The sequence below is a fragment of the Halorientalis brevis genome (genome assembly GCF_042678165.1).
GTDB classification, from domain to species: domain Archaea; phylum Halobacteriota; class Halobacteria; order Halobacteriales; family Haloarculaceae; genus Halorientalis; species Halorientalis brevis.
In genome coordinates this window covers 109,568-125,749 of the sequence record NZ_JBHUDJ010000002.1, presented here as the reverse complement: position 1 = coordinate 125,749, position 16,182 = coordinate 109,568, and the positions used below count along the sequence as shown (strand labels likewise).

The 16,182-nt window shown below is 65.3% G+C and carries 23 protein-coding genes and 1 tRNA gene; 11 read left to right on the top strand and 13 right to left on the bottom strand.

Annotated features, from left to right (window positions below):
• Window positions 1-110: 110 nt before the first annotated feature.
• Window positions 111-368, top strand: a complete 258-nt coding sequence (locus ACFR9U_RS04355; RefSeq protein ID WP_247376372.1) for a hypothetical protein — start codon at window positions 111-113, stop codon at window positions 366-368.
• Window positions 369-397: 29 nt separating this feature from the next.
• On the opposite strand, the gene ACFR9U_RS04350 is transcribed toward ACFR9U_RS04355, so the two are convergent.
• The 4 genes from ACFR9U_RS04350 to surE all read right to left on the bottom strand — a co-directional run bounded on the left by ACFR9U_RS04350 (window position 398) and on the right by surE (window position 2,326).
• Window positions 398-613 (bottom strand): YgaP family membrane protein, encoded by a 216-nt coding sequence (locus ACFR9U_RS04350; RefSeq protein ID WP_247376375.1) that lies wholly within the window; start codon window positions 611-613, stop codon window positions 398-400.
• Window positions 614-679: 66 nt separating this feature from the next.
• Window positions 680-1,057 (bottom strand): DUF7322 domain-containing protein, encoded by a 378-nt coding sequence (locus tag ACFR9U_RS04345; protein WP_247376377.1) that lies wholly within the window; start codon window positions 1,055-1,057, stop codon window positions 680-682.
• A 61-nt stretch (window positions 1,058-1,118) separates the two neighbouring features.
• Window positions 1,119-1,379 carry a YgaP family membrane protein gene (locus ACFR9U_RS04340; protein ID WP_247376378.1) on the bottom strand — a complete coding sequence of 87 codons (261 nt, stop codon included), beginning with the start codon at window positions 1,377-1,379 and terminating at the stop codon, window positions 1,119-1,121.
• Between the two features lie 68 nt (window positions 1,380-1,447).
• Window positions 1,448-2,326, bottom strand: coding sequence for a 5'/3'-nucleotidase SurE (gene surE / locus ACFR9U_RS04335; protein ID WP_247376381.1), 879 nt, complete (start codon window positions 2,324-2,326; stop codon window positions 1,448-1,450).
• A 132-nt stretch (window positions 2,327-2,458) separates the two neighbouring features.
• Between surE and ACFR9U_RS04330 the strand changes: the two genes are divergently transcribed.
• Window positions 2,459-3,007: a DUF6789 family protein gene (locus ACFR9U_RS04330; RefSeq protein WP_379813839.1), complete on the top strand. Its 549-nt coding sequence runs from the start codon at window positions 2,459-2,461 to the stop codon at window positions 3,005-3,007.
• A 77-nt stretch (window positions 3,008-3,084) separates the two neighbouring features.
• Here ACFR9U_RS04330 and ACFR9U_RS04325 read toward each other — a convergent pair whose 3' ends face one another.
• From ACFR9U_RS04325 to ACFR9U_RS04310, 4 genes are all read right to left on the bottom strand, one after another.
• Window positions 3,085-3,756, bottom strand: coding sequence for a helical membrane plugin domain-containing protein (locus ACFR9U_RS04325; protein ID WP_247376384.1), 672 nt, complete (start codon window positions 3,754-3,756; stop codon window positions 3,085-3,087).
• A 9-nt stretch (window positions 3,757-3,765) separates the two neighbouring features.
• Window positions 3,766-4,908, bottom strand: coding sequence for an NAD(P)/FAD-dependent oxidoreductase (locus ACFR9U_RS04320; protein WP_247376386.1), 1,143 nt, complete (start codon window positions 4,906-4,908; stop codon window positions 3,766-3,768).
• A gap of 61 nt (window positions 4,909-4,969) precedes the next feature.
• Window positions 4,970-5,212 (bottom strand): sulfurtransferase TusA family protein, encoded by a 243-nt coding sequence (locus ACFR9U_RS04315; protein WP_247376387.1) that lies wholly within the window; start codon window positions 5,210-5,212, stop codon window positions 4,970-4,972.
• A gap of 43 nt (window positions 5,213-5,255) precedes the next feature.
• Window positions 5,256-5,654 (bottom strand): DsrE/DsrF/DrsH-like family protein, encoded by a 399-nt coding sequence (locus ACFR9U_RS04310; protein ID WP_247376389.1) that lies wholly within the window; start codon window positions 5,652-5,654, stop codon window positions 5,256-5,258.
• Between the two features lie 141 nt (window positions 5,655-5,795).
• Between ACFR9U_RS04310 and ACFR9U_RS04305 the strand changes: the two genes are divergently transcribed.
• From ACFR9U_RS04305 to ACFR9U_RS04295, 3 genes are all read left to right on the top strand, one after another.
• Entirely contained in the window at window positions 5,796-6,374 is a 579-nt protein-coding gene (locus ACFR9U_RS04305) for a magnesium transporter (RefSeq protein WP_247376390.1), read from the top strand.
• Window positions 6,374-6,931 carry a magnesium transporter gene (locus ACFR9U_RS04300; RefSeq protein ID WP_247376392.1) on the top strand — a complete coding sequence of 186 codons (558 nt, stop codon included), beginning with the start codon at window positions 6,374-6,376 and terminating at the stop codon, window positions 6,929-6,931. The genes ACFR9U_RS04305 and ACFR9U_RS04300 overlap by 1 nt, the downstream gene beginning before the upstream one ends.
• 70 nt (window positions 6,932-7,001) lie before the next feature.
• Window positions 7,002-8,045, top strand: coding sequence for a nucleoside recognition protein (locus tag ACFR9U_RS04295; RefSeq protein WP_247376393.1), 1,044 nt, complete (start codon window positions 7,002-7,004; stop codon window positions 8,043-8,045).
• A 304-nt stretch (window positions 8,046-8,349) separates the two neighbouring features.
• Here ACFR9U_RS04295 and ACFR9U_RS04290 read toward each other — a convergent pair whose 3' ends face one another.
• Both ACFR9U_RS04290 and ACFR9U_RS04285 read right to left on the bottom strand, forming a co-directional pair.
• Window positions 8,350-8,745 carry a hypothetical protein gene (locus ACFR9U_RS04290; RefSeq protein ID WP_247376395.1) on the bottom strand — a complete coding sequence of 132 codons (396 nt, stop codon included), beginning with the start codon at window positions 8,743-8,745 and terminating at the stop codon, window positions 8,350-8,352.
• 49 nt (window positions 8,746-8,794) lie between these two features.
• Complete coding sequence (locus ACFR9U_RS04285) at window positions 8,795-9,703, bottom strand: CBS domain-containing protein (RefSeq protein WP_247376397.1); 909 nt, start codon at window positions 9,701-9,703, stop codon at window positions 8,795-8,797.
• Window positions 9,704-9,833: 130 nt separating this feature from the next.
• Here ACFR9U_RS04285 and ACFR9U_RS04280 point away from each other — a divergent pair, with 130 nt between their 5' ends.
• Window positions 9,834-10,751 (top strand): lamin tail domain-containing protein, encoded by a 918-nt coding sequence (locus ACFR9U_RS04280; protein ID WP_247376399.1) that lies wholly within the window; start codon window positions 9,834-9,836, stop codon window positions 10,749-10,751.
• 53 nt (window positions 10,752-10,804) lie between these two features.
• Window positions 10,805-11,872 (top strand): molybdopterin-dependent oxidoreductase, encoded by a 1,068-nt coding sequence (locus ACFR9U_RS04275; protein WP_247376401.1) that lies wholly within the window; start codon window positions 10,805-10,807, stop codon window positions 11,870-11,872.
• On the opposite strand, the gene ACFR9U_RS04270 is transcribed toward ACFR9U_RS04275, so the two are convergent.
• Genes ACFR9U_RS04270 through ACFR9U_RS04260 form a run of 3 tightly spaced genes read right to left on the bottom strand, consistent with a single transcriptional unit; the run spans window position 11,864 to window position 13,451 of the window.
• The gene (locus ACFR9U_RS04270) at window positions 11,864-12,475 is read right to left on the bottom strand and encodes an HAD family hydrolase (protein WP_247376403.1); all 612 of its coding nucleotides are present in this window, start codon (window positions 12,473-12,475) and stop codon (window positions 11,864-11,866) included. The genes ACFR9U_RS04275 and ACFR9U_RS04270 overlap by 9 nt on opposite strands.
• Window positions 12,472-12,891, bottom strand: a complete 420-nt coding sequence (locus ACFR9U_RS04265) for a coaE operon protein (RefSeq protein ID WP_247376405.1) — start codon at window positions 12,889-12,891, stop codon at window positions 12,472-12,474. The genes ACFR9U_RS04270 and ACFR9U_RS04265 overlap by 4 nt, the downstream gene beginning before the upstream one ends.
• On the bottom strand, window positions 12,888-13,451 hold the full coding sequence (locus tag ACFR9U_RS04260; protein WP_247376407.1) for an AAA family ATPase: 564 nt from the start codon (window positions 13,449-13,451) through the stop codon (window positions 12,888-12,890). The genes ACFR9U_RS04265 and ACFR9U_RS04260 overlap by 4 nt, the downstream gene beginning before the upstream one ends.
• A gap of 278 nt (window positions 13,452-13,729) precedes the next feature.
• On the opposite strand from ACFR9U_RS04260, the gene ACFR9U_RS04255 reads away from it, so the two are divergent.
• The 4 genes from ACFR9U_RS04255 to ACFR9U_RS04240 all read left to right on the top strand — a co-directional run bounded on the left by ACFR9U_RS04255 (window position 13,730) and on the right by ACFR9U_RS04240 (window position 16,130).
• A tRNA-Arg gene (locus ACFR9U_RS04255) sits at window positions 13,730-13,804 on the top strand.
• A gap of 183 nt (window positions 13,805-13,987) precedes the next feature.
• Entirely contained in the window at window positions 13,988-14,116 is a 129-nt protein-coding gene (locus ACFR9U_RS04250) for a hypothetical protein (protein ID WP_282594185.1), read from the top strand.
• Entirely contained in the window at window positions 14,113-14,292 is a 180-nt protein-coding gene (locus tag ACFR9U_RS04245; RefSeq protein WP_247376409.1) for a hypothetical protein, read from the top strand. Before ACFR9U_RS04250 ends, ACFR9U_RS04245 begins: the two co-directional genes overlap by 4 nt.
• Window positions 14,289-16,130 (top strand): DUF8148 domain-containing protein, encoded by a 1,842-nt coding sequence (locus tag ACFR9U_RS04240; protein WP_247376411.1) that lies wholly within the window; start codon window positions 14,289-14,291, stop codon window positions 16,128-16,130. The genes ACFR9U_RS04245 and ACFR9U_RS04240 overlap by 4 nt, the downstream gene beginning before the upstream one ends.
• Window positions 16,131-16,182 lie beyond the last annotated feature (52 nt).

The following is a 16,182-nucleotide window of genomic DNA, read 5'->3' as shown; positions in this document are numbered from 1 at the left end:
CGCGCCGCAGGCGCGCGGATGCTAACCCCGTTTGGTGTCCACAGAACGCGACCGCAATCTTCCACCTTTGATTCCCAGCCCCTTTTCGCGTTCGAACGGCTACGGAACGTATGGTCAGCTCTCGGACGGCCACTGCAATCGCGGGACTCGTCGGTAGTGTGCTGCTGAGCGTCGTACTCTGGTGGTACTTCGACACCTTTGCGTTCTTCCTGTTCCTGCCGTTCGTCCCGTTTCTGTTTCGTCGGTCAGAGCAAGCGTCGCGCGAGGAGCGGCTTCGGACTTGTCCGACGTGCGGGTTCCAGACGCGCAACGACGCCTACGACTACTGTCCCCGCGACGGGACGCGATTGGAACGGCCCAAGCGATAATTTCTCGAAAAATCAGCAGTGCTGTCTGCTTACTCGTCGCTCGTCGTGTCGATGCCGAGTGCCTCGTTCAGGCCACAGAAGCACACGGTCGCGTTGAAGCCGAACCCGAGCGCGGCGACGCCCGCGACGAGGCCGGTCGAACGTTTCCCCTTTCGGAGTGCCGTGACCGCGACGACGGTCAGGACGGCTGCGAGCAGTGCACGGCCGATGCGGTCGATACCCCCGACGTTCTTGTCGAGTCCCATGGGTCGTCGTTACACGTTCTCTCCCTTAGATTTCACCCCTCCGGCAGCCTGGAACAATACGCGTTCTCACAGGTCTCTGAGGAGGTCCCGATACACCAGGTATCGGTGTGCGGCGTACGTACAGGCGACGACGCCGATGCCGGTGATGAGCTGTCCGTAGAACCAGTCACCGCGCAGGAACATCAGCATCGGGCCGAGTGCGAGCGCGAACAGGCCGATCCGAACGACGCCGAGGAGCGCGAACATCGCGGTCTGTATCCCGGGCGGGACAGCCGTGTCGGCCGTGTCCTCGGTGCGCTCGTCCGGTTGGTCCGGGCGTCCGGACTCACCGTACTCCGGAAACGGGTCCCGATACTCCGGATACGGGTCGGCGTACTCCGCGAACGCGTTCCGGTACTCCGGGAACGGCTCGGTCGGTTCGTCGGGCCACGACTCTCCGAACATGTCCTGACAGATGCTACCGAGTGTCAAAACTGTTCAGCAGCGATCGGGTCAGGGGTCGCCGCTACGGTGGCACTTTTTTCCGGAGCGTTTCCGTCGAGGTGTCGGGCGCTGCTCGCTGGCAGGTGTCTCGTCCGAGGAGTTCGTTCAGCGGGCAGTACCTCGTGAACACCGTAAACAGGATGGGGACGGCTGCGAACCAGATGACCGTCCCGCGCGTGCCCTGCCCTCGTTCCAGTGCTCTGACTGCGACCACGGCCAGGACCACTCCGACGATGGCTCGGAGCTTGCGGTCGGCGCCGCCGACGTTGCTCGGAAGTGCCATGGTCGTACGTACGGAACCAGCCAGTTAACGTCACGACTGGCGCACTCAAGGCGTTTATACGGTCACCCTCAGAGGCCTTCCTCGGTCGCACGCTCGCGGGCCGCTTCGCTGTCGTTGAACCCGGCGACGAGTTCCTCGACGGCCGCCGTTTCCACTGCAGCGGCCGGGGCGGTCAGCGGCGAGACCGACACTTCGCCCTCGATGAGCGCTCGCCGATCCGTGCCCACCGGGTAGCGCTCGCGGACCTCGTCGTCGGCGGGGAACGGGTTCTCCCAGCCGATTGTGTTGGGCCAGACCACGTCCCGGATGGCGATGTCGCCGTCGCGTGGTTTCCCGAGGTCGACCTCGTCGCGGTCGGTGACGTCGTGTTCGACGTGGATGTCGTAGTCGTGATGAGGCTCGGTCAGTCGCATGTCAGACTCCGGAACGTCGACGGGGGCGTTGACGTTGAGCATGTCGACCGTGTCGAAGATGTCTCCGGAGAGCGACCGAACGAGGAGTTCGCGGGTGACGCGTGCCGGCCGCCCGAAGTCGTACTCCTCGGGCGGGTGGACGAAGAAATCCCGGTTGTGATACGCCGAGATGGCGATGCCGGGCGTATCGAGGAAGGCGGCCTCGATGCAGGCGCCGACGGTCCCCGAGCGGCCGACGACGTAGTTGCCGGCGTTGGGGCCGTGGTTACAGCCCGACACCACGAGGTCGACGTCCCCGTCGAGGCCGCGGAGGCCGTAGGCCACGCAGTCGGCCGGGGTGCCGTCGATGGCGTACCCCCACGGATGCTCTTCGCGGGCGGTCCGGTGGGTGCGGGTTCGGCCGGTGCCGCTCTGGTTGTCCATCGGCGCGACGACCGTCACCTCGGCCGCACCGGTGAGTTCCTCGTAGAGTGCCGCCAGACCGGGCGCGTCGATACCGTCGTCGTTAGTCAACAGGACGTGGGGCTTGCTCATCCAGTTGTGGGTGCATTCGCGTCCGAATGCGTGAGTCTTTCGACGCACTGTCGGACGGTACCACGAGACAGTATCGGGCGCGCGTCAGTCCAGCAACGGACGAAGATCGGTGTGTAAGCGGTGAGAACGGCTATGTCTGGGACTAGCATCAGTTCACGTAGGAGATTCTCGATGGCACAATCGACGACACAACGGAGAGTTCAGAAATACACGACAACTGGTCGCTGGTCGGCGGCGTTTACCGGTGGGCTCCTCGCCGGGCTCGTAATGGGTTTGCTCATGCAGTTCCTCGCAGAGATGATGCCGATGGTCGGTGCGCTCTACGGCATGCCGACCGCGACGGCCGGCTGGATCGCACACATCTTCCACAGCGTGGTCCTGGCGCTGGTGTTCGCCGCGATCGTCACCAGTCCCCCGCTCAACCGCTACGCGAGGAGTTCCCGAGGGATCGTCGGCCTCGGACTGGCGTACGGTGCGGTCATCTGGTTCGCCCTGGCCGGGTTCCTCATGCCGGTCTGGCTCGGTGCGGTCGGCGTCCCGGACGTGCCGGTCCCGAACCTGGCGGCGACGTCGCTCGTCTTCCACCTCGCGTACGGCGCCATCCTGGGGATCGTCTACGCTATCGCTCGCGCACCCACTATGCGGCGCATAGCGGACAAGACTAGTCCCGACGCCCAATAGAACAGAGTCCGCTTTTCTTTTCGACTGCACGCAGCAGCCCTGTGCTCACCACGGGCGGCGAGCGCGGGCCGGTGCGGTTACGATTCATCGTCGATCTCGGCGCCGAGCGCCTGGGCGAGCGCGAGCAGGAAGCCCAGGCCGCGCTTGGTGTCGGGGTCGCGCAGTGCGTTGGCCATGCCGACCAGGCCTGGCGTCTCGCCCGATTGCTCGCTGGCCTCGCCGACGGCGGTGAGCATCGACTCCAGGCCGCCGGCGACGTCGTCGTCGGCGGCCGTGTCGGCGAGTTCGCCCAGGCGGCTGCCCGTCGCGGTGAGGTTCATCACCATCTCGTCGTCCATCGCGGCCGTGACGAGCGAGAGCGTGTCGGTCAGCGCCAGCACGTCGTCGAGCGTGCCCGAGCGTTGGAGTCGCGCGAGCGTCTCGATGGCGTCGGCGAGGTCGTCCGCGTTCTCGCCGGCGGCTTCCCCGAGGTTCGCCAGTTCGGGCGTCGCCATGCCGTCGGCGGCGGCCCCGAGGTTGTTCGCGGTGCCCGCGAGCGAGGTGACCATCTCGTCGTCCATCGCCGAGGTGGCGACGGCGGTCCCGTCCAGCAGGTCGTTCACCTCGCCGAGGTGGTCGAGGAAGCGCGCGACCTCCTCGGGGTTGTCGGCGATGGCCTCCTTGACGTCCGGCGGGAGGTCCGCGTCGTCGGACTCTTCGGGGGCTGTCTCGCCGTTTCCGGTCGTCTCGTCTGTGTCTGATTCGGACATACTAACACCTCACAGGAGTCCCCGGGCGGTGAGCCAGTAGGACTCGTTGTAGCCGAGTTTCGCCCAGTGGACGGGTTTCGAGGGTTCCCGTACCGTGGGCTGGGTGCCGTACTCGAAGTCCACGAACGTCGCCTCGTCCATGCCTGCTTCGATGAAGCAGATGGTCTTGCCCTGGTAGGTCGCGGTCGGGGTCTGGCCCCGGACCTGGCTGGCCAGGCGGTCGGCGACGGCGCCGGCCTCGTAGTGGGCGACGCTGCCGGCCTTGCTCGTCGGCACGTCCGCGACGTCGCCGATGGCGTAGACGTCCTCGGCTTCGGTGGCTTCGAGCGTGTGTTTGTCCACGTCGACCCAGCCGTCCTCGGAGAGCCCGGCGTCGATCACCAGGTCGCTGCCGTGGTGGGGCGGGATGCCGACCAGCAGGTCGTAGTCGAGTTCCTTCCCTTCCATCGAGTGGAGGACGCCCTCGTCGGGATCGACTTCGTCGGCGTTGAAGAACGTCTCCAGGTTGATGTCGCGTTCCTCGAACTCCGCGCTGGCCCAGTCGGCGATGTTCTGGATCGCGTGGGCGCGCTGGATCGGATAGGTGTAGGTGATCTCGACGTCGTCGCGCAGGCCCCGCTCGCGGAACCAGGCGTCGGCCATGAGGACGAACTCGACGGGTGCGGCGGGACACATGTGCGGGGTCCCGATGACCGACAGCACGAGGTGGCCCTCGGTGAAGTCGGCGAGTTCGTCGCGGAGGCGCTCGGCACCCTCCGGACCGTAGAAGTGGTGCCCGCCCTCGGCGAGGCCGTCCAACTCGTCCGGCACGAGCTGGGCGCCCAGACCGAGCACGAGGTAGTCGTAGCGCATGGGCCGGCCGTCGCGGAGCGTGAGCCGCTTGCCGTCGGTGTCGATCTCCTCGACGCGGTCGTTGCGGACGTCGATGCGTCTGTCGACGAGGTCGGCGAGGGGCCGCCTGGCGTCGTCGACCGTCTTCTTGCCGAAGGGAACGTAGAGGAAGGTCGGCTTGTAAACGTGATCCTCTCCGTCAGAGAGGAGCACGACCTCTACGTCCCCGGATTCGAGTTCCGGTTTCAGTTCGTCGGCCAGACGGTTGGCGAGCACGGTGCCGCCCGTCCCCCCGCCGACGATTGCGATAGTTTGTGTCATTGTCCTGGTGAATGGTGTGGTGATCCGGTACGATGCGCGGGTGGGGCGACGGCGCGACCGGTCACGTCGTCTTGACGTACATGCTCCAGTAGTCGCCGTTGTCGACGGTCTCGAGCATCTCGTGGCCGGCTTCGTCGATCCACTCGGGCACGTCGCCCTTCGAGCCGCTGTCGGACGTCTGGAGTTCGATCACGGTGCCTGCGTCGACTTCCTTGACCTTGCCGATGAGGTCCATTAGCGGACCGGGGCAGGTCGAACCGCGGGAGTCGATCGTCACGTCGGGGTCGTAGTTTGATTCGCTCATTTGTCTCTCTCCTGTGTGTGGTGTGTTCGCTCGTGGCTGTTCTTCAGACGAAGACGACCTGCTTGTCCTGGGCTCGGTTGAGGAACCCGGCGACGCCGAGTTTCTCCTCGAAGACGTCGACGTAGTCGTCGAGCGTCGTGTCGAGCAGGTCCATCGCCATCTCGCAGGCGTACAGGTTCAGCGGGCCGATCTCCTGGGCCTGCTGGAACTGCTCGGTGAACAGCGGGACGTCCGCGTCCTCGGATTCGAGCATCGCCTGCCCGACGGGTCCGACGTCGAAGTCGCCAGTCTCGACGACCTCCTTGTCGAACGCGAGCAGGCCGTCCATCGTCACGAACACCTCGACGGGGACGTCGGATGCGGCCGCCACCGAGCCGATCGTGCCTACCGCCTGTACGCGTGCGAGCTCGTTCGACGCCAGCACGATTGCGTATCCAGTCATGATCCTCTCACACCTATTACTTCGATGTCACCCTATATAATATTGTGCAGCAATTCCAATACACTGGGAATCGAGGGTGAGAACGACACCCGTGGGCTGTCGCGGGCGTTTTTTGGTCCCCGGGGTCGTTGCACCGGCCACATGACCGTCCGCGAGGTGGCCACGGAGGCCTACCGGGAGGGACTTCCCGCGCTCAGTGCCAGTCTCGTCGGCGGTCTCATCGCGGGGGTCGTCCTCGGCGGGATGCGCGGCGAGTTCCGCGCCGTGCCCGGTCTGCTGGTGCTCGTTCCTGCACTCCTGGCGACCCGCGGGAACGTCTACGGGTCGCTCGGGGCGCGCATCGCGACGGCGCTCCACCAGGGGTTAGTCGAGCCACGGCTGCGGACCGACGACGACCGCCTCCAGCGAGCGGTCGCAGCCGCCATCGCGAACGGGTTGATCGCGAGTACGTTCGCCGCCGTCGTCGCCTACGTCATCCTCGTCGGGCTGGGGTCCCAGCACGCGCCGCTGGTGACGCTCGTCTCCATCGCGGTCCTGGCGGGCCTGCTGTCGGGGATCACCCTGTCGCTGATCGTCGTCGGCGTCGTGTTCGCGGGCTACCGACGCGGGTACAATCCGGACACGCTCGTCGGCCCCATCGTCACGACGGCCGGTGACGTCTTCGGTATCGCCTTCCTGTTGCTCGCGGTGCGCGTCGTCCTACGGCTGGGAGGAACCTGATGCCCACGGACTGGACTGTCAGGGCGATCATGCGCGCAGGGCTGCCGGTGTTGCTCGTTCTCACGCTCGTCGAGATCGGCAGCGGGCTCGTCCTCGGGAGCTTCCAGGCGTCGCTCCTGCGATACCCGACGTTGCTCGTGCTGGTGCCCGTCACGATCGGGACCGCGGGCAACCTCGGCAGCATCCTCGCAGCGCGGCTCTCGACGGTGTTTCACCTCGGTCTTCTCTCCTTCGAACCGGACGACGAGTTCCTGCTGGGGAACGCGCTGGCGACGATCGGGCTGGCACTCACGCTGTTCCCGGTCGTCGGCGCTGGCGCGTGGGTGCTGCAGGCCATCGTCGGCGGGACGACGCTCCCGTTCGGCACCGTCGTCGTCGTCGCGTTCACGAGCGGTGCGATCCTCGCCGTGTTGGCCGTCGTGGTCACGTTTGTGACGACGTACGCCGCCTACCGGTTCGGGCTCGATCCTGACGACGTCGTCGTCCCCGTCGTCACCAACGTGTGTGACGTCCTAGGCGTCGTCGTGCTCGTGCTGGTCGTCGGACTGCTGGTGTGACCACCACCCGCCGGACGTGTCAGCGCCGATAGTCAAGGCTTTCCCGGCCAGGTCCGTAGCGGGGACAGACATGGCCACGCCGGTCGAGACGCTGCTCGTTGACGTCCTCTTTCGGGTGGCGAAGATCACCGTCTTCCTCGGCGTCGGCGTCGGCCTGGCCAACGTCGCCATCCAGTTCGGCGCCGTCGAGTACGTGACGGCGCTCGCCAAACCGCTCACGCGCCCCGCGAACCTCCCGTCGGAGGTCGGGACGGCGATCCTGGCGACGACGGCCTCGCCGACCGCCGGCTACGGGATGCTCGCCGAGTATCGTGAGTCCGGCCTGCTGGACGACCGGGCGACGCTCGTCGCCGTCACGATGAACACGTTCTTCGGGTTCGCCCAGCACATCTTCACGTTCTACGCGCCCGTCCTCATCCCGATCCTCGGGCTGCAGGTCGGGCTGCTGTACGTCGGTGCCCGGGCGCTCATCGCGCTGGCGATCACCCTGACCGGCGTCGCTGCCGGGGCGCTGTTGCTCTCGGAGACCAACGTCGACACCACGGTCGATCACGATGCGGCGGACCCGGAACTGACTGACGGCGGTCCCGCGAGTGGGACCTCGTCGGGCGGCCAGCCCGACGGCGGGGAACGCCAGAGTCGGTCAGCGAAACTCCGAGCGGCGGGCGAGGAAACCGTCTCGAAGATCAGGGAGATCGTCCCGCGCCTGCTGGGCGTCTATCTCGTCGTCGTGATTCTGGTCGACCGTTACGAGCAGATCGCGAGCGCGCTCTCGCTCCCCGACGTCGCCGGCGCCGTCGAACCGCTGACGAGTGCACTCGGCTTGCCCAGTGCCGCAGTGCCGACGATCGCCGTGTTCGCCATCGACACCACGAACGGCGCCATCTTCATCGCTCCCTTCGTCGAGAACGGGACGTTCACCGCCCGGCAGGCCGTCGCGACGATGCTCGTCGGCGGGATCGTCTCCTTCGCCGTCTCGACGTTCAAGCGTTCGATCCCCTTCCAGTACGGGATCTGGGGCGCGGAGTTCGGCTCGAAGGTGATCCTCGTCAACACGGCCCTGAAGGTCGTGTTCATCGCCGTGGCGCTGGTGCTGTTGCTGGTGCCGATGTGAGGGTCGCCCGTGCAATCGCGCGGGCCTGAAAACTGAGACGTGAACTCCCGGTCGCTTAGAGGGCGTGGCCGGCCACTGGCTGTTTCTTCTCGATCTCGGTCGCGTGGCAGACCTCGCACGTGTACTCGTTCAGCTTCGTGGTCTCGTCGTTCAGTGCCATCCGCGAGCCACAACGGGGGCAATACATTATAACTGTATAAGGGATGGACACCACCTTAATTCTTTGTATCTGATAGGTGTGACAGGGTCTCGCATGGTTGTTCATTACAAATGTCGGCAAACGGACATAGGGTTTGTTCCGCAGCTATCGGCCGTTGTGAACGATTGTCAGGTACGCAAGCAGGAGGCAGATCGGGAACAGTCCCGTCCAAGTGAGTATCTGCGTGGACGGATCTGGTGGGCTAACCAGTGCGCCGATGAGAAACGAGACCACCCCCGCACTCGCCCAGGTCGCCGCCCAGCGCTCACGGTGGGTCGGTGGCCGAGATCGCGGGCTGAGTTGTCGGCGCTTGTAGAGGTAGTACGGGAGGCCGATGGGCGTGAACACCGCGGCAACTGCCCACGTTCTGGGCTGGGCACTCCCGCGCGCTGCGGCGTCGGCGGCCACCCAGGAGGCCAGACTGACGGCCATCGACAGCCAGAGCGCTCCCAGGGCTATCGGGAGGACCAGGGCAAGGACCGCTGGCGGGGACACTGCCATCGTCTGTTGGGACCGTCGCGAAAACGGCGGGTAAGTCTTCCGCTCGTTCTCAGGCGGTGTCGGGGATGTCGTCGGCGAGGACGACGGCTTCGCCGTCGATGACCTGTTGACCGTCCTCGCGGGTGACGGCGGTGGTGAGCCGATAGCGGTCGTTGCCGAGGTCTTCGACGACTTCGCAGACGGCGGTGACGCGGTCACCGACGTCGACGGGACCGAGATAGCTCACTTCCTGGGAGAGGTAGACGATGAGGCCGGGCAGGCGAGCGAGCGCGGCGCTGATCGTGCCGGCGACGAGCGTCCCGTGGACGATGGGGTGGCCAAAGCGCGTGCCCGCCGCGTACTCGGCGTCGAGGTGGAGGCGGTTGGTGTCGCCGCTGGCGTCGGCGAACGCCTGGACGTCGTCCGCCGAGAGCGTCTTCGAGAACTTCACCACGTCACCCAGGTCGATGTGGGTTTCGCGCTCGCCGAAGCTCTCGAAGGACCACGCCTCGTTCTCGTAGGCCGTGTCGACTCGGGTCCGGTTGCGCCGTCCCGCGGTCGCGTCGGTCGGCGGCGGCCGCTCGGTCGCTTTCCGGGTGAGATGTGGCAGATAGTACGAGAGATCGGTCGTCGTCACGATGCCGGCCAGCTCGTCGCCGTCCATGACGGGCAGTTTCTTCACGTTGTACTCGCGGAACTGCTCGACGGCGAGTTCGAGCGCGTCGTCGACCCCGACGGTGATGGGCGGCGCCGACATGCATTCGGCGGCCGTCAGCGAGGTCGCGTCCTTCTGCCGGGCGAGCAGCCGAACCACGTCCGATTCGGTGAGGATGCCGACCGGGTTGCCGTCGCGGACGACGACCACCGAGCCGATGTCCTCCTCGTACAGCAGCTGTGCCGCCTCGATCACCGGGAGATCGGGAGGGATGGTCTCGACGGTCGGGTTCATGACCTCGCGGATCGTGACGGGTGCCAACATCGGTTGGTGGGTCTGTGGCTCGGCGTGGTTCTATCGTTTGGGGTGTGTCATCGCTTCTATGCTTCAGTCCGCGCTCTCGAGCGGTGATCGCGGCCCGGGTTCTGAAGTAGCCCGGGTGCACATGCCGTGTATGGTTCGCGGATCGGTCGTCGCTATCGCTGCGCTGGTCGTCCTGAGCGGGTGTACTGGTTTCGTCCCGAGCGACGAGCCGGCGACCACGTCGGCGGTCCTCGGCGAGACACACGTCGTCACCGTCACGTCGGTCGTCGACGGCGACACCATCAAAGTGCGCTTCTCGAACGGGACGCTCGATACGGTCCGGCTGCTCGGGGTCGACACGCCCGAAACGCAGAGCGCGACCAGCCCCGACGAGTTCGAGGGCGTCCCCGAGACCGACGCGGGACGCGCCTGCCTCCGCGAGGCCGGCCACGACGCGACGCGGTTCATGACCCGTCGCCTCCTCGGCGAGACGGTTCGGATCAGCACCGACGGAATCGCCGACGCCCGCGGCTACTACGGCCGCCTCCTCGCTTACGTTTCACACGAAGGCACGAACGTCAACTACCGACTCGTCGCCAGCGGCCGTGCCCGCGTGTACGACAGCACGTTCTCGAAGTCAGACCGGTTCTACGCCGCCGAACGGCGCGCGCAGGCCAACGGCACTGGCGTCTGGACCTGTGCCGACGATCCCAGCGTCGCCGCTGACGGTGGCGACGGTGGACTCGTCGTCGCCGAGATCCACGCCGACGCGGACGGTGACGACCGCGAGAACCTCGCCGACGAGTACGTGGTCCTCGCGAACCGGGGTGAGTCCACCCTCGATCTCTCGGGCTGGTCGATCAGCGACGAGTCGGGAGCGACCTACACCTTCTCCGACGGCACCGAACTGCCTCCGGATACGGCGCTGACCCTCCGAACGGGCGCTGGGACGGACACGAGCGGAGAATACTACTGGGGCAGTGCCCGGCCGGTCTGGAACAACGCCGGTGACACCGTCACGATCAGGGCCGCTAACGGGACCGTGATGACGCAGCGAACCTACGGCTAGTTGGCACTGGGCCGACCGTGCCAATCAAGCACACGCAGCCCCTTCGCCAAGCTATGGGACCGGGACTGTTGCCCCGGCTGGAACCGCCACCGCGGCTCGTCGATTTCGCCATCCTGGTCGTGGTCTGTTTCGAGGTGTCGTCGGGGATCGTGAGCCTCACCGTCGGTCGACCGGCCGGGGCGTGGCTGTTCGACCTCCACGCAGTCGCCGGCTTCTCGCTCGTCGTTCTGCTCGCCTGGAAGTTCCGACGCGTCCGCGTTCGCGTGACCGACCGCACGCTGTGGGACGGCGGAACGCCGGTGTCGATCCTGCTCGGCACGCTCGCCGTCGCAGCACTCGTCTCCGGCGTCGGCTGGGCAGTCACCGGTCCGGTTCGCGTCGCTGCCTGGCCGCTCCTGATGATCCACATGGGCCTCGGACTGCTCGTCGTCCCCGTGCTCCTGTGGCATCTCCGTCGCCGATTCCGGCTGCCCTCGAAGGAATCTGCGAGTCGGCGAACCGCGCTCCAGTACACTGCCCTCCTGGCGGGCGGTGCGCTGGCCTGGCGCCTGCAGTCGGTCGGCTCGTCGGCGCTCGGACTGGCGGGCGCGGATCGGCGGTTCACCGGCTCGAAGGCCGACGGAAGCGGCGCGGGCAACGACTTCCCCGTCACGAGTTGGGTCGCGGACGATCCCGACCCGATCGATCCCAGCGACTGGACGCTCACCGTCACCGGCCGCGTCGAGCGGGACCTGCGGTTGACGGACGCTGACCTCTCGCCCGGCGACGAACAGCGGGCAGTCCTCGACTGCACGAGCGGCTGGTACTCCGACCACGACTGGCAGGGCGTCCGGGTGGGCGACCTGCTCGAGAAGGCGGGGCCGACGGACGACGGCCGCTGGGTCCGCTTCCGGTCGGTCACCGGCTATCGATGGAGTCTCCCCATCGAGGAGGCTCGGCATGCCCTGCTGGCGACGCACGTCGACGGTGACAGGCTCGCCCACGGCCACGGGTTCCCGCTCCGGCTGGTCGCGCCCGGGCGCCGCGGCTTCCAGTGGGTCAAGTGGGTGACGAGCGTCGAAGTGACCAGCCAGCAGGACCTCGGGCAGTGGCTCGCGATCTTCGTCAGCGGTCTAGACTAGGGCGTTGAGCGTCTGCCAGAAGTCCGGCCCCTCCCGCTCGAACCGCACGGGGACGAACCCCGCCGCGCGAGCGCCCTCGACGTCTCGCTCGTAGTCGTCGCCGACGAGCACGTACTCGTCGGCGGGCAGGCGCTCGCGGGCCAGCTCGAAGGGCGCGCCGTCCGGTTTGTGGGTGCCGGCCTCGTAGGACGCGACGACGGCGTCGAACTGCTCGGTCAGGTCGTGATGGGCGAGTTGCCGGTCGACCCAGTCCCGGGGGCCGTCGGTCAGGACCCCCAGGTCGTTGTTCGCGGCCAGCTTCCGGAGGCTTGTGCGTGCGTCGTCGCTCACGGTCGTCGTCGCGAGCAATTCCTCGGTTAGCGTCGCGGTCAGCCGCGTCGGGTCGGCGTCCAGGTCGAACGCTTCACACACGTCGGCCAGTGCCCGCTCGCGCGGGTTGTCGACGAGGTCGCCGAAGTACGTCTCGACCTGCTCGTCGTAGTGGTCGAGCCAGGCCTGCTCGACCGCGTCGAGTTCAGTCTCGAAGACGGTTCGGAGCGGCCGGCTGTCGGCTGTGCGCTGGAGAAGCGTCCCGTCGAGTTCGAAAAAGATCGCGGTGGTCATTCCTGGTCGTCGGGGCGAACCGGCTTGCCTTCCTCGGTCGGCGGGGCGATGTGGTCGACGTACGCCTCGACCGAGGGGTCGTTCACGCGGACGCGCACGTGGATGTCGCCGAGTTCGCTCGGGTTCCCGACGGCGAACGTGACGGTGTCCTCGAACGCCGGCTGTTTCTTCAGGTCGAAGCTGAAGGTGTCGCCGCGGCGGTTCTCGAAGAACACCTTGCGGGCGGCGTCGAGGATCTCACGCCGGTGGAGGTGCTCGGAGAACGTCTCGAGACTGTGGGTCTCGCCGACGAGTTCCCCCGGCTGTTCCTCGACGGTCGCGTTCGGGAACACGTTCAGGATGGCGTCCGCGACGCGGTCGGTCACTTCGGTGTCGTTGACGGGCGCCGTGATCTGGACGTCGACGCTGTAGATCATTGTTCCTGGTACTGCTGGGGACCGTCTTCGATGATCGTCCGGATCTGTTCGCGGAACGCGTCGAGCGTGTCCGTGTTCTCGATGGTGACGTCCGCTCGCTCCATCACCTCGCCCATTCCGAAGCCGAGTTCGCGCTCGTCGCGCTCTTTCAGGCTCTCGCCGTCGTCACCGGTCTCGTCACGGCCGCGGTCGGTGATGCGCTCTTCGCGGACCTCGAAAGGCGCTTCGATGCTGACGAGGAAGAAGTCGTCGCCGAACCGCTCGCGGAAGGCGTCGAGCTCCACGTCCGACCGCAGGCCGTCCACGAGGACGGTGTCGGTCTCTTCGAGGCGGGATTCGAGCATCGGCAGCGACCGCTCGGCGATGGCCGCCGGCCCGTTCTCCTCGCGGAGCGTCTGGGCGATCGTCCCGTGGCTGGTCGCGGGATCGAGCCCCCGATCGCGGCACTCCTGCCGGATGACGTCGCCCATCGTCACGACTGGCACGCCGAGGTCCCGTGCGACTTCGGCCGCTTCGCCTTTGCCGCTGCCGGGGAGCCCGACGGTCCCGATTACAGTCATTGCCTCCCGGTAGTCGAGAAGCGCGCATAAGCGCTGTGGACTCCACTTTTTTACGTCACCGGGTTTCCTCACGCGCCGGAGGCGCGTTGCGGGAACCCGGATCGTAAAAACCTGGACTAAAAACTCGCTCCGCACTCGGCTCGAGAGCCTCGTGCGGAGTGAACCGACTCACGCCGCTCGTCGGATGCGTATTTGAACACTCAACGGTCTGTGAACCGCCCCGCTCTGCTAACGGAAACCCGATTCTTTTTGCTGGAGAACGTTTTACGTCGGCGCGAGGGCACGTAGCTCAGTCTGGAAAGAGCGTCGGACTTCTAATCCGACGGCCGTGGGTTCAAATCCCATCGTGCCCGTCCCGAAACCGTCGGTTTAGGACTTCTATCCAGAAGTCCGTCTGAGCGTTTTTCCGGGCGATATTCGACAGAAAGAGGATTTACCGTTCGCTCTCGGATTTCGAAGTTCGTTCAGCACCTGAACGGCCCCCGCTGCCTGCTGTCGATTTCCATTGTCGGATCTGAGCGCCGAGGTGGTTCGGCGTGATCGAAGCCGACGACGTTCCCTGGCCGGTCAGGTTTGTCCGTGCGTCCCAGCTCGTCGATGACGGCGCGACCGACCAGGAGGTACGCCACGCCATCGAGCGCGTCGAGGATGGTGATCAGGCGTGACGGACTTCACGCAGTACCGCTGGTATCGCTGTCACGTCTGCCACGAACCTTGTATCAATCACGTCGATGAGTCTCGGACCCAGGACACCGAGTGCGCCGACTGCTACGCGATCCCGGCGCTCGAACAGGCTCCCGAACTGGGCAGTGACGATCGACAGGTTCAGTCTGCGGAATGAGTGTCGTCGACGAGCCGGGGTATCTGTCTCCGCTCGATCTCGCGGACAGATGTAACACTCCCGTCTTAGCGGACCTCCTCGACGACCGCGATCTCCTCGGCCACGGTCCACTGATCGACGGAACCCTCACATCACGCGACGAAGACCGCGTACGGATAGCGAAGTTCATCGCGTCGAAACCAGAGGGTACGCCGCTCTCTCACGTCGTTTCCTACGCAGTCAAAGGAGTGTCCCCAGATGCCTGCGAGCGTGTCGAAGGCTCCGACGCAGATTACCAGTTTGCCTACCGGTTCGTCGACGATCTCGTAGCCCCGGAAGACCCCTACGTGCGGAAATCCCGGTCTTCAGGGGCTCTCATGGTCACGCCGACTTTGCGCCTTCTTGACTTGATTTCAGAAGGCATTACTCAAACAACCGCCGGCTCAGACGAGGTGACCTATGATCGCCAATTCGTCCGCAACTACCTCGCACGTGTCGATTCCATCCAGGAGAGCCACCGCGAAATGCTCGTGGAGAGTTTTACATCCTACCTGAACCGGATCAAAGACTACCGGCTGCTGTTCGACGTTCACATGGTCGGACGCACCGGCGGCGAGACCACCCGCCGGATGACCAAGAGCTACAAAACCCGTTTCAACGACTCCGGCCGTATTTCCAAGCAGTTCGCCCGTTTCAATGACGCCCTCGAATACGCCTACGAACACGCCGACAACGCAGTTTTAGCTACCTTCACCACCGACCCGAAACGCCAGTCGTCCCTGCTCGACGGGATCGACTCGATCAACGAGAACTTCAACCGGCTGCTCTCCTACTTCGACTCCGACCCTTCGACGAAAGCAGACACCCGGGATTCCGACGTTCCTGGCTGGCGATCCGAACTCAATAGCGACGTTACCGGACGTCCTCGCTGCCGCCCGGACTATATCAAGGCCCTGGAGTTTACCGAAAAGGGTTATCCGCACCTGCACGTGCTGTTTTTCGACGTACCAACCCGCGAATCTGATGGGCTCCCCTGGCTCTGCGACAAAGCCGAAGTGGCCAAGAAGTGGGCCGACTACGGCCAGGGCGAGATCGTCGACATGTACCCGCTCGTCTATCGCGACGACCTGGACGACCTCGACCCCGACTTCCAGAGCGACGAAGGCTTCGTCGACTGGTACCGCTTCGGTGACCACGATCACGGCGAAGAGTGGGTACGCGATCGAACCCGCGCACACGAGCTGATCGAGTTCAACGACGACACTAACGCGATGGAGTCAACAGCCGGCGCGTACCTCGGCAAGTACCTCAGCGCCACGTTCGGCTCGTTGCTCGACGCCACCGAGTCATTCGAGAAAGACGACGACGAACGCGACAGCTACGCCGACAAAGCCGCGACGTGGAAACTGGCGCTCTACTGGGCCACTAACCGCCGGTTCTGGTCCTGCTCCGAGTCGATCACGAAGGGAATCGACCCGAACGACCACTTGGAAGAACCCGACGTTCGTGAAGCAGTCCGGTGGTGTTCGCTCGACTCGGTACGAGCTGCCTGCGAGACTTCTATCCGTGACGATCTCGCTCGACTCCGGTGGGACAATCTCGACGACCTGGATGCCGCAATTGATCGGGCGATCTCCGACGTAGAAAATCCAACAGTCCGCTCTACGCTCCCTGATGAAGCCTCTTTTCGGTGTGTTGTCGACTATATTGGAGCGTATGCATACTGGGACATCCCGAGTGGCGAAGTAGCCGATCAGTCTTGCAATCTTGAAGCTGTGGAAGAATTCATTAATTCTGATTATGATACTGCGGAGATACACAAAGAAAATGATCCACCGATCACGGACGTATGGGCCTAACTTGATCAGATGATGCTTAGAAAGGTATCTCTGTATTCCCAACGCTATAGTT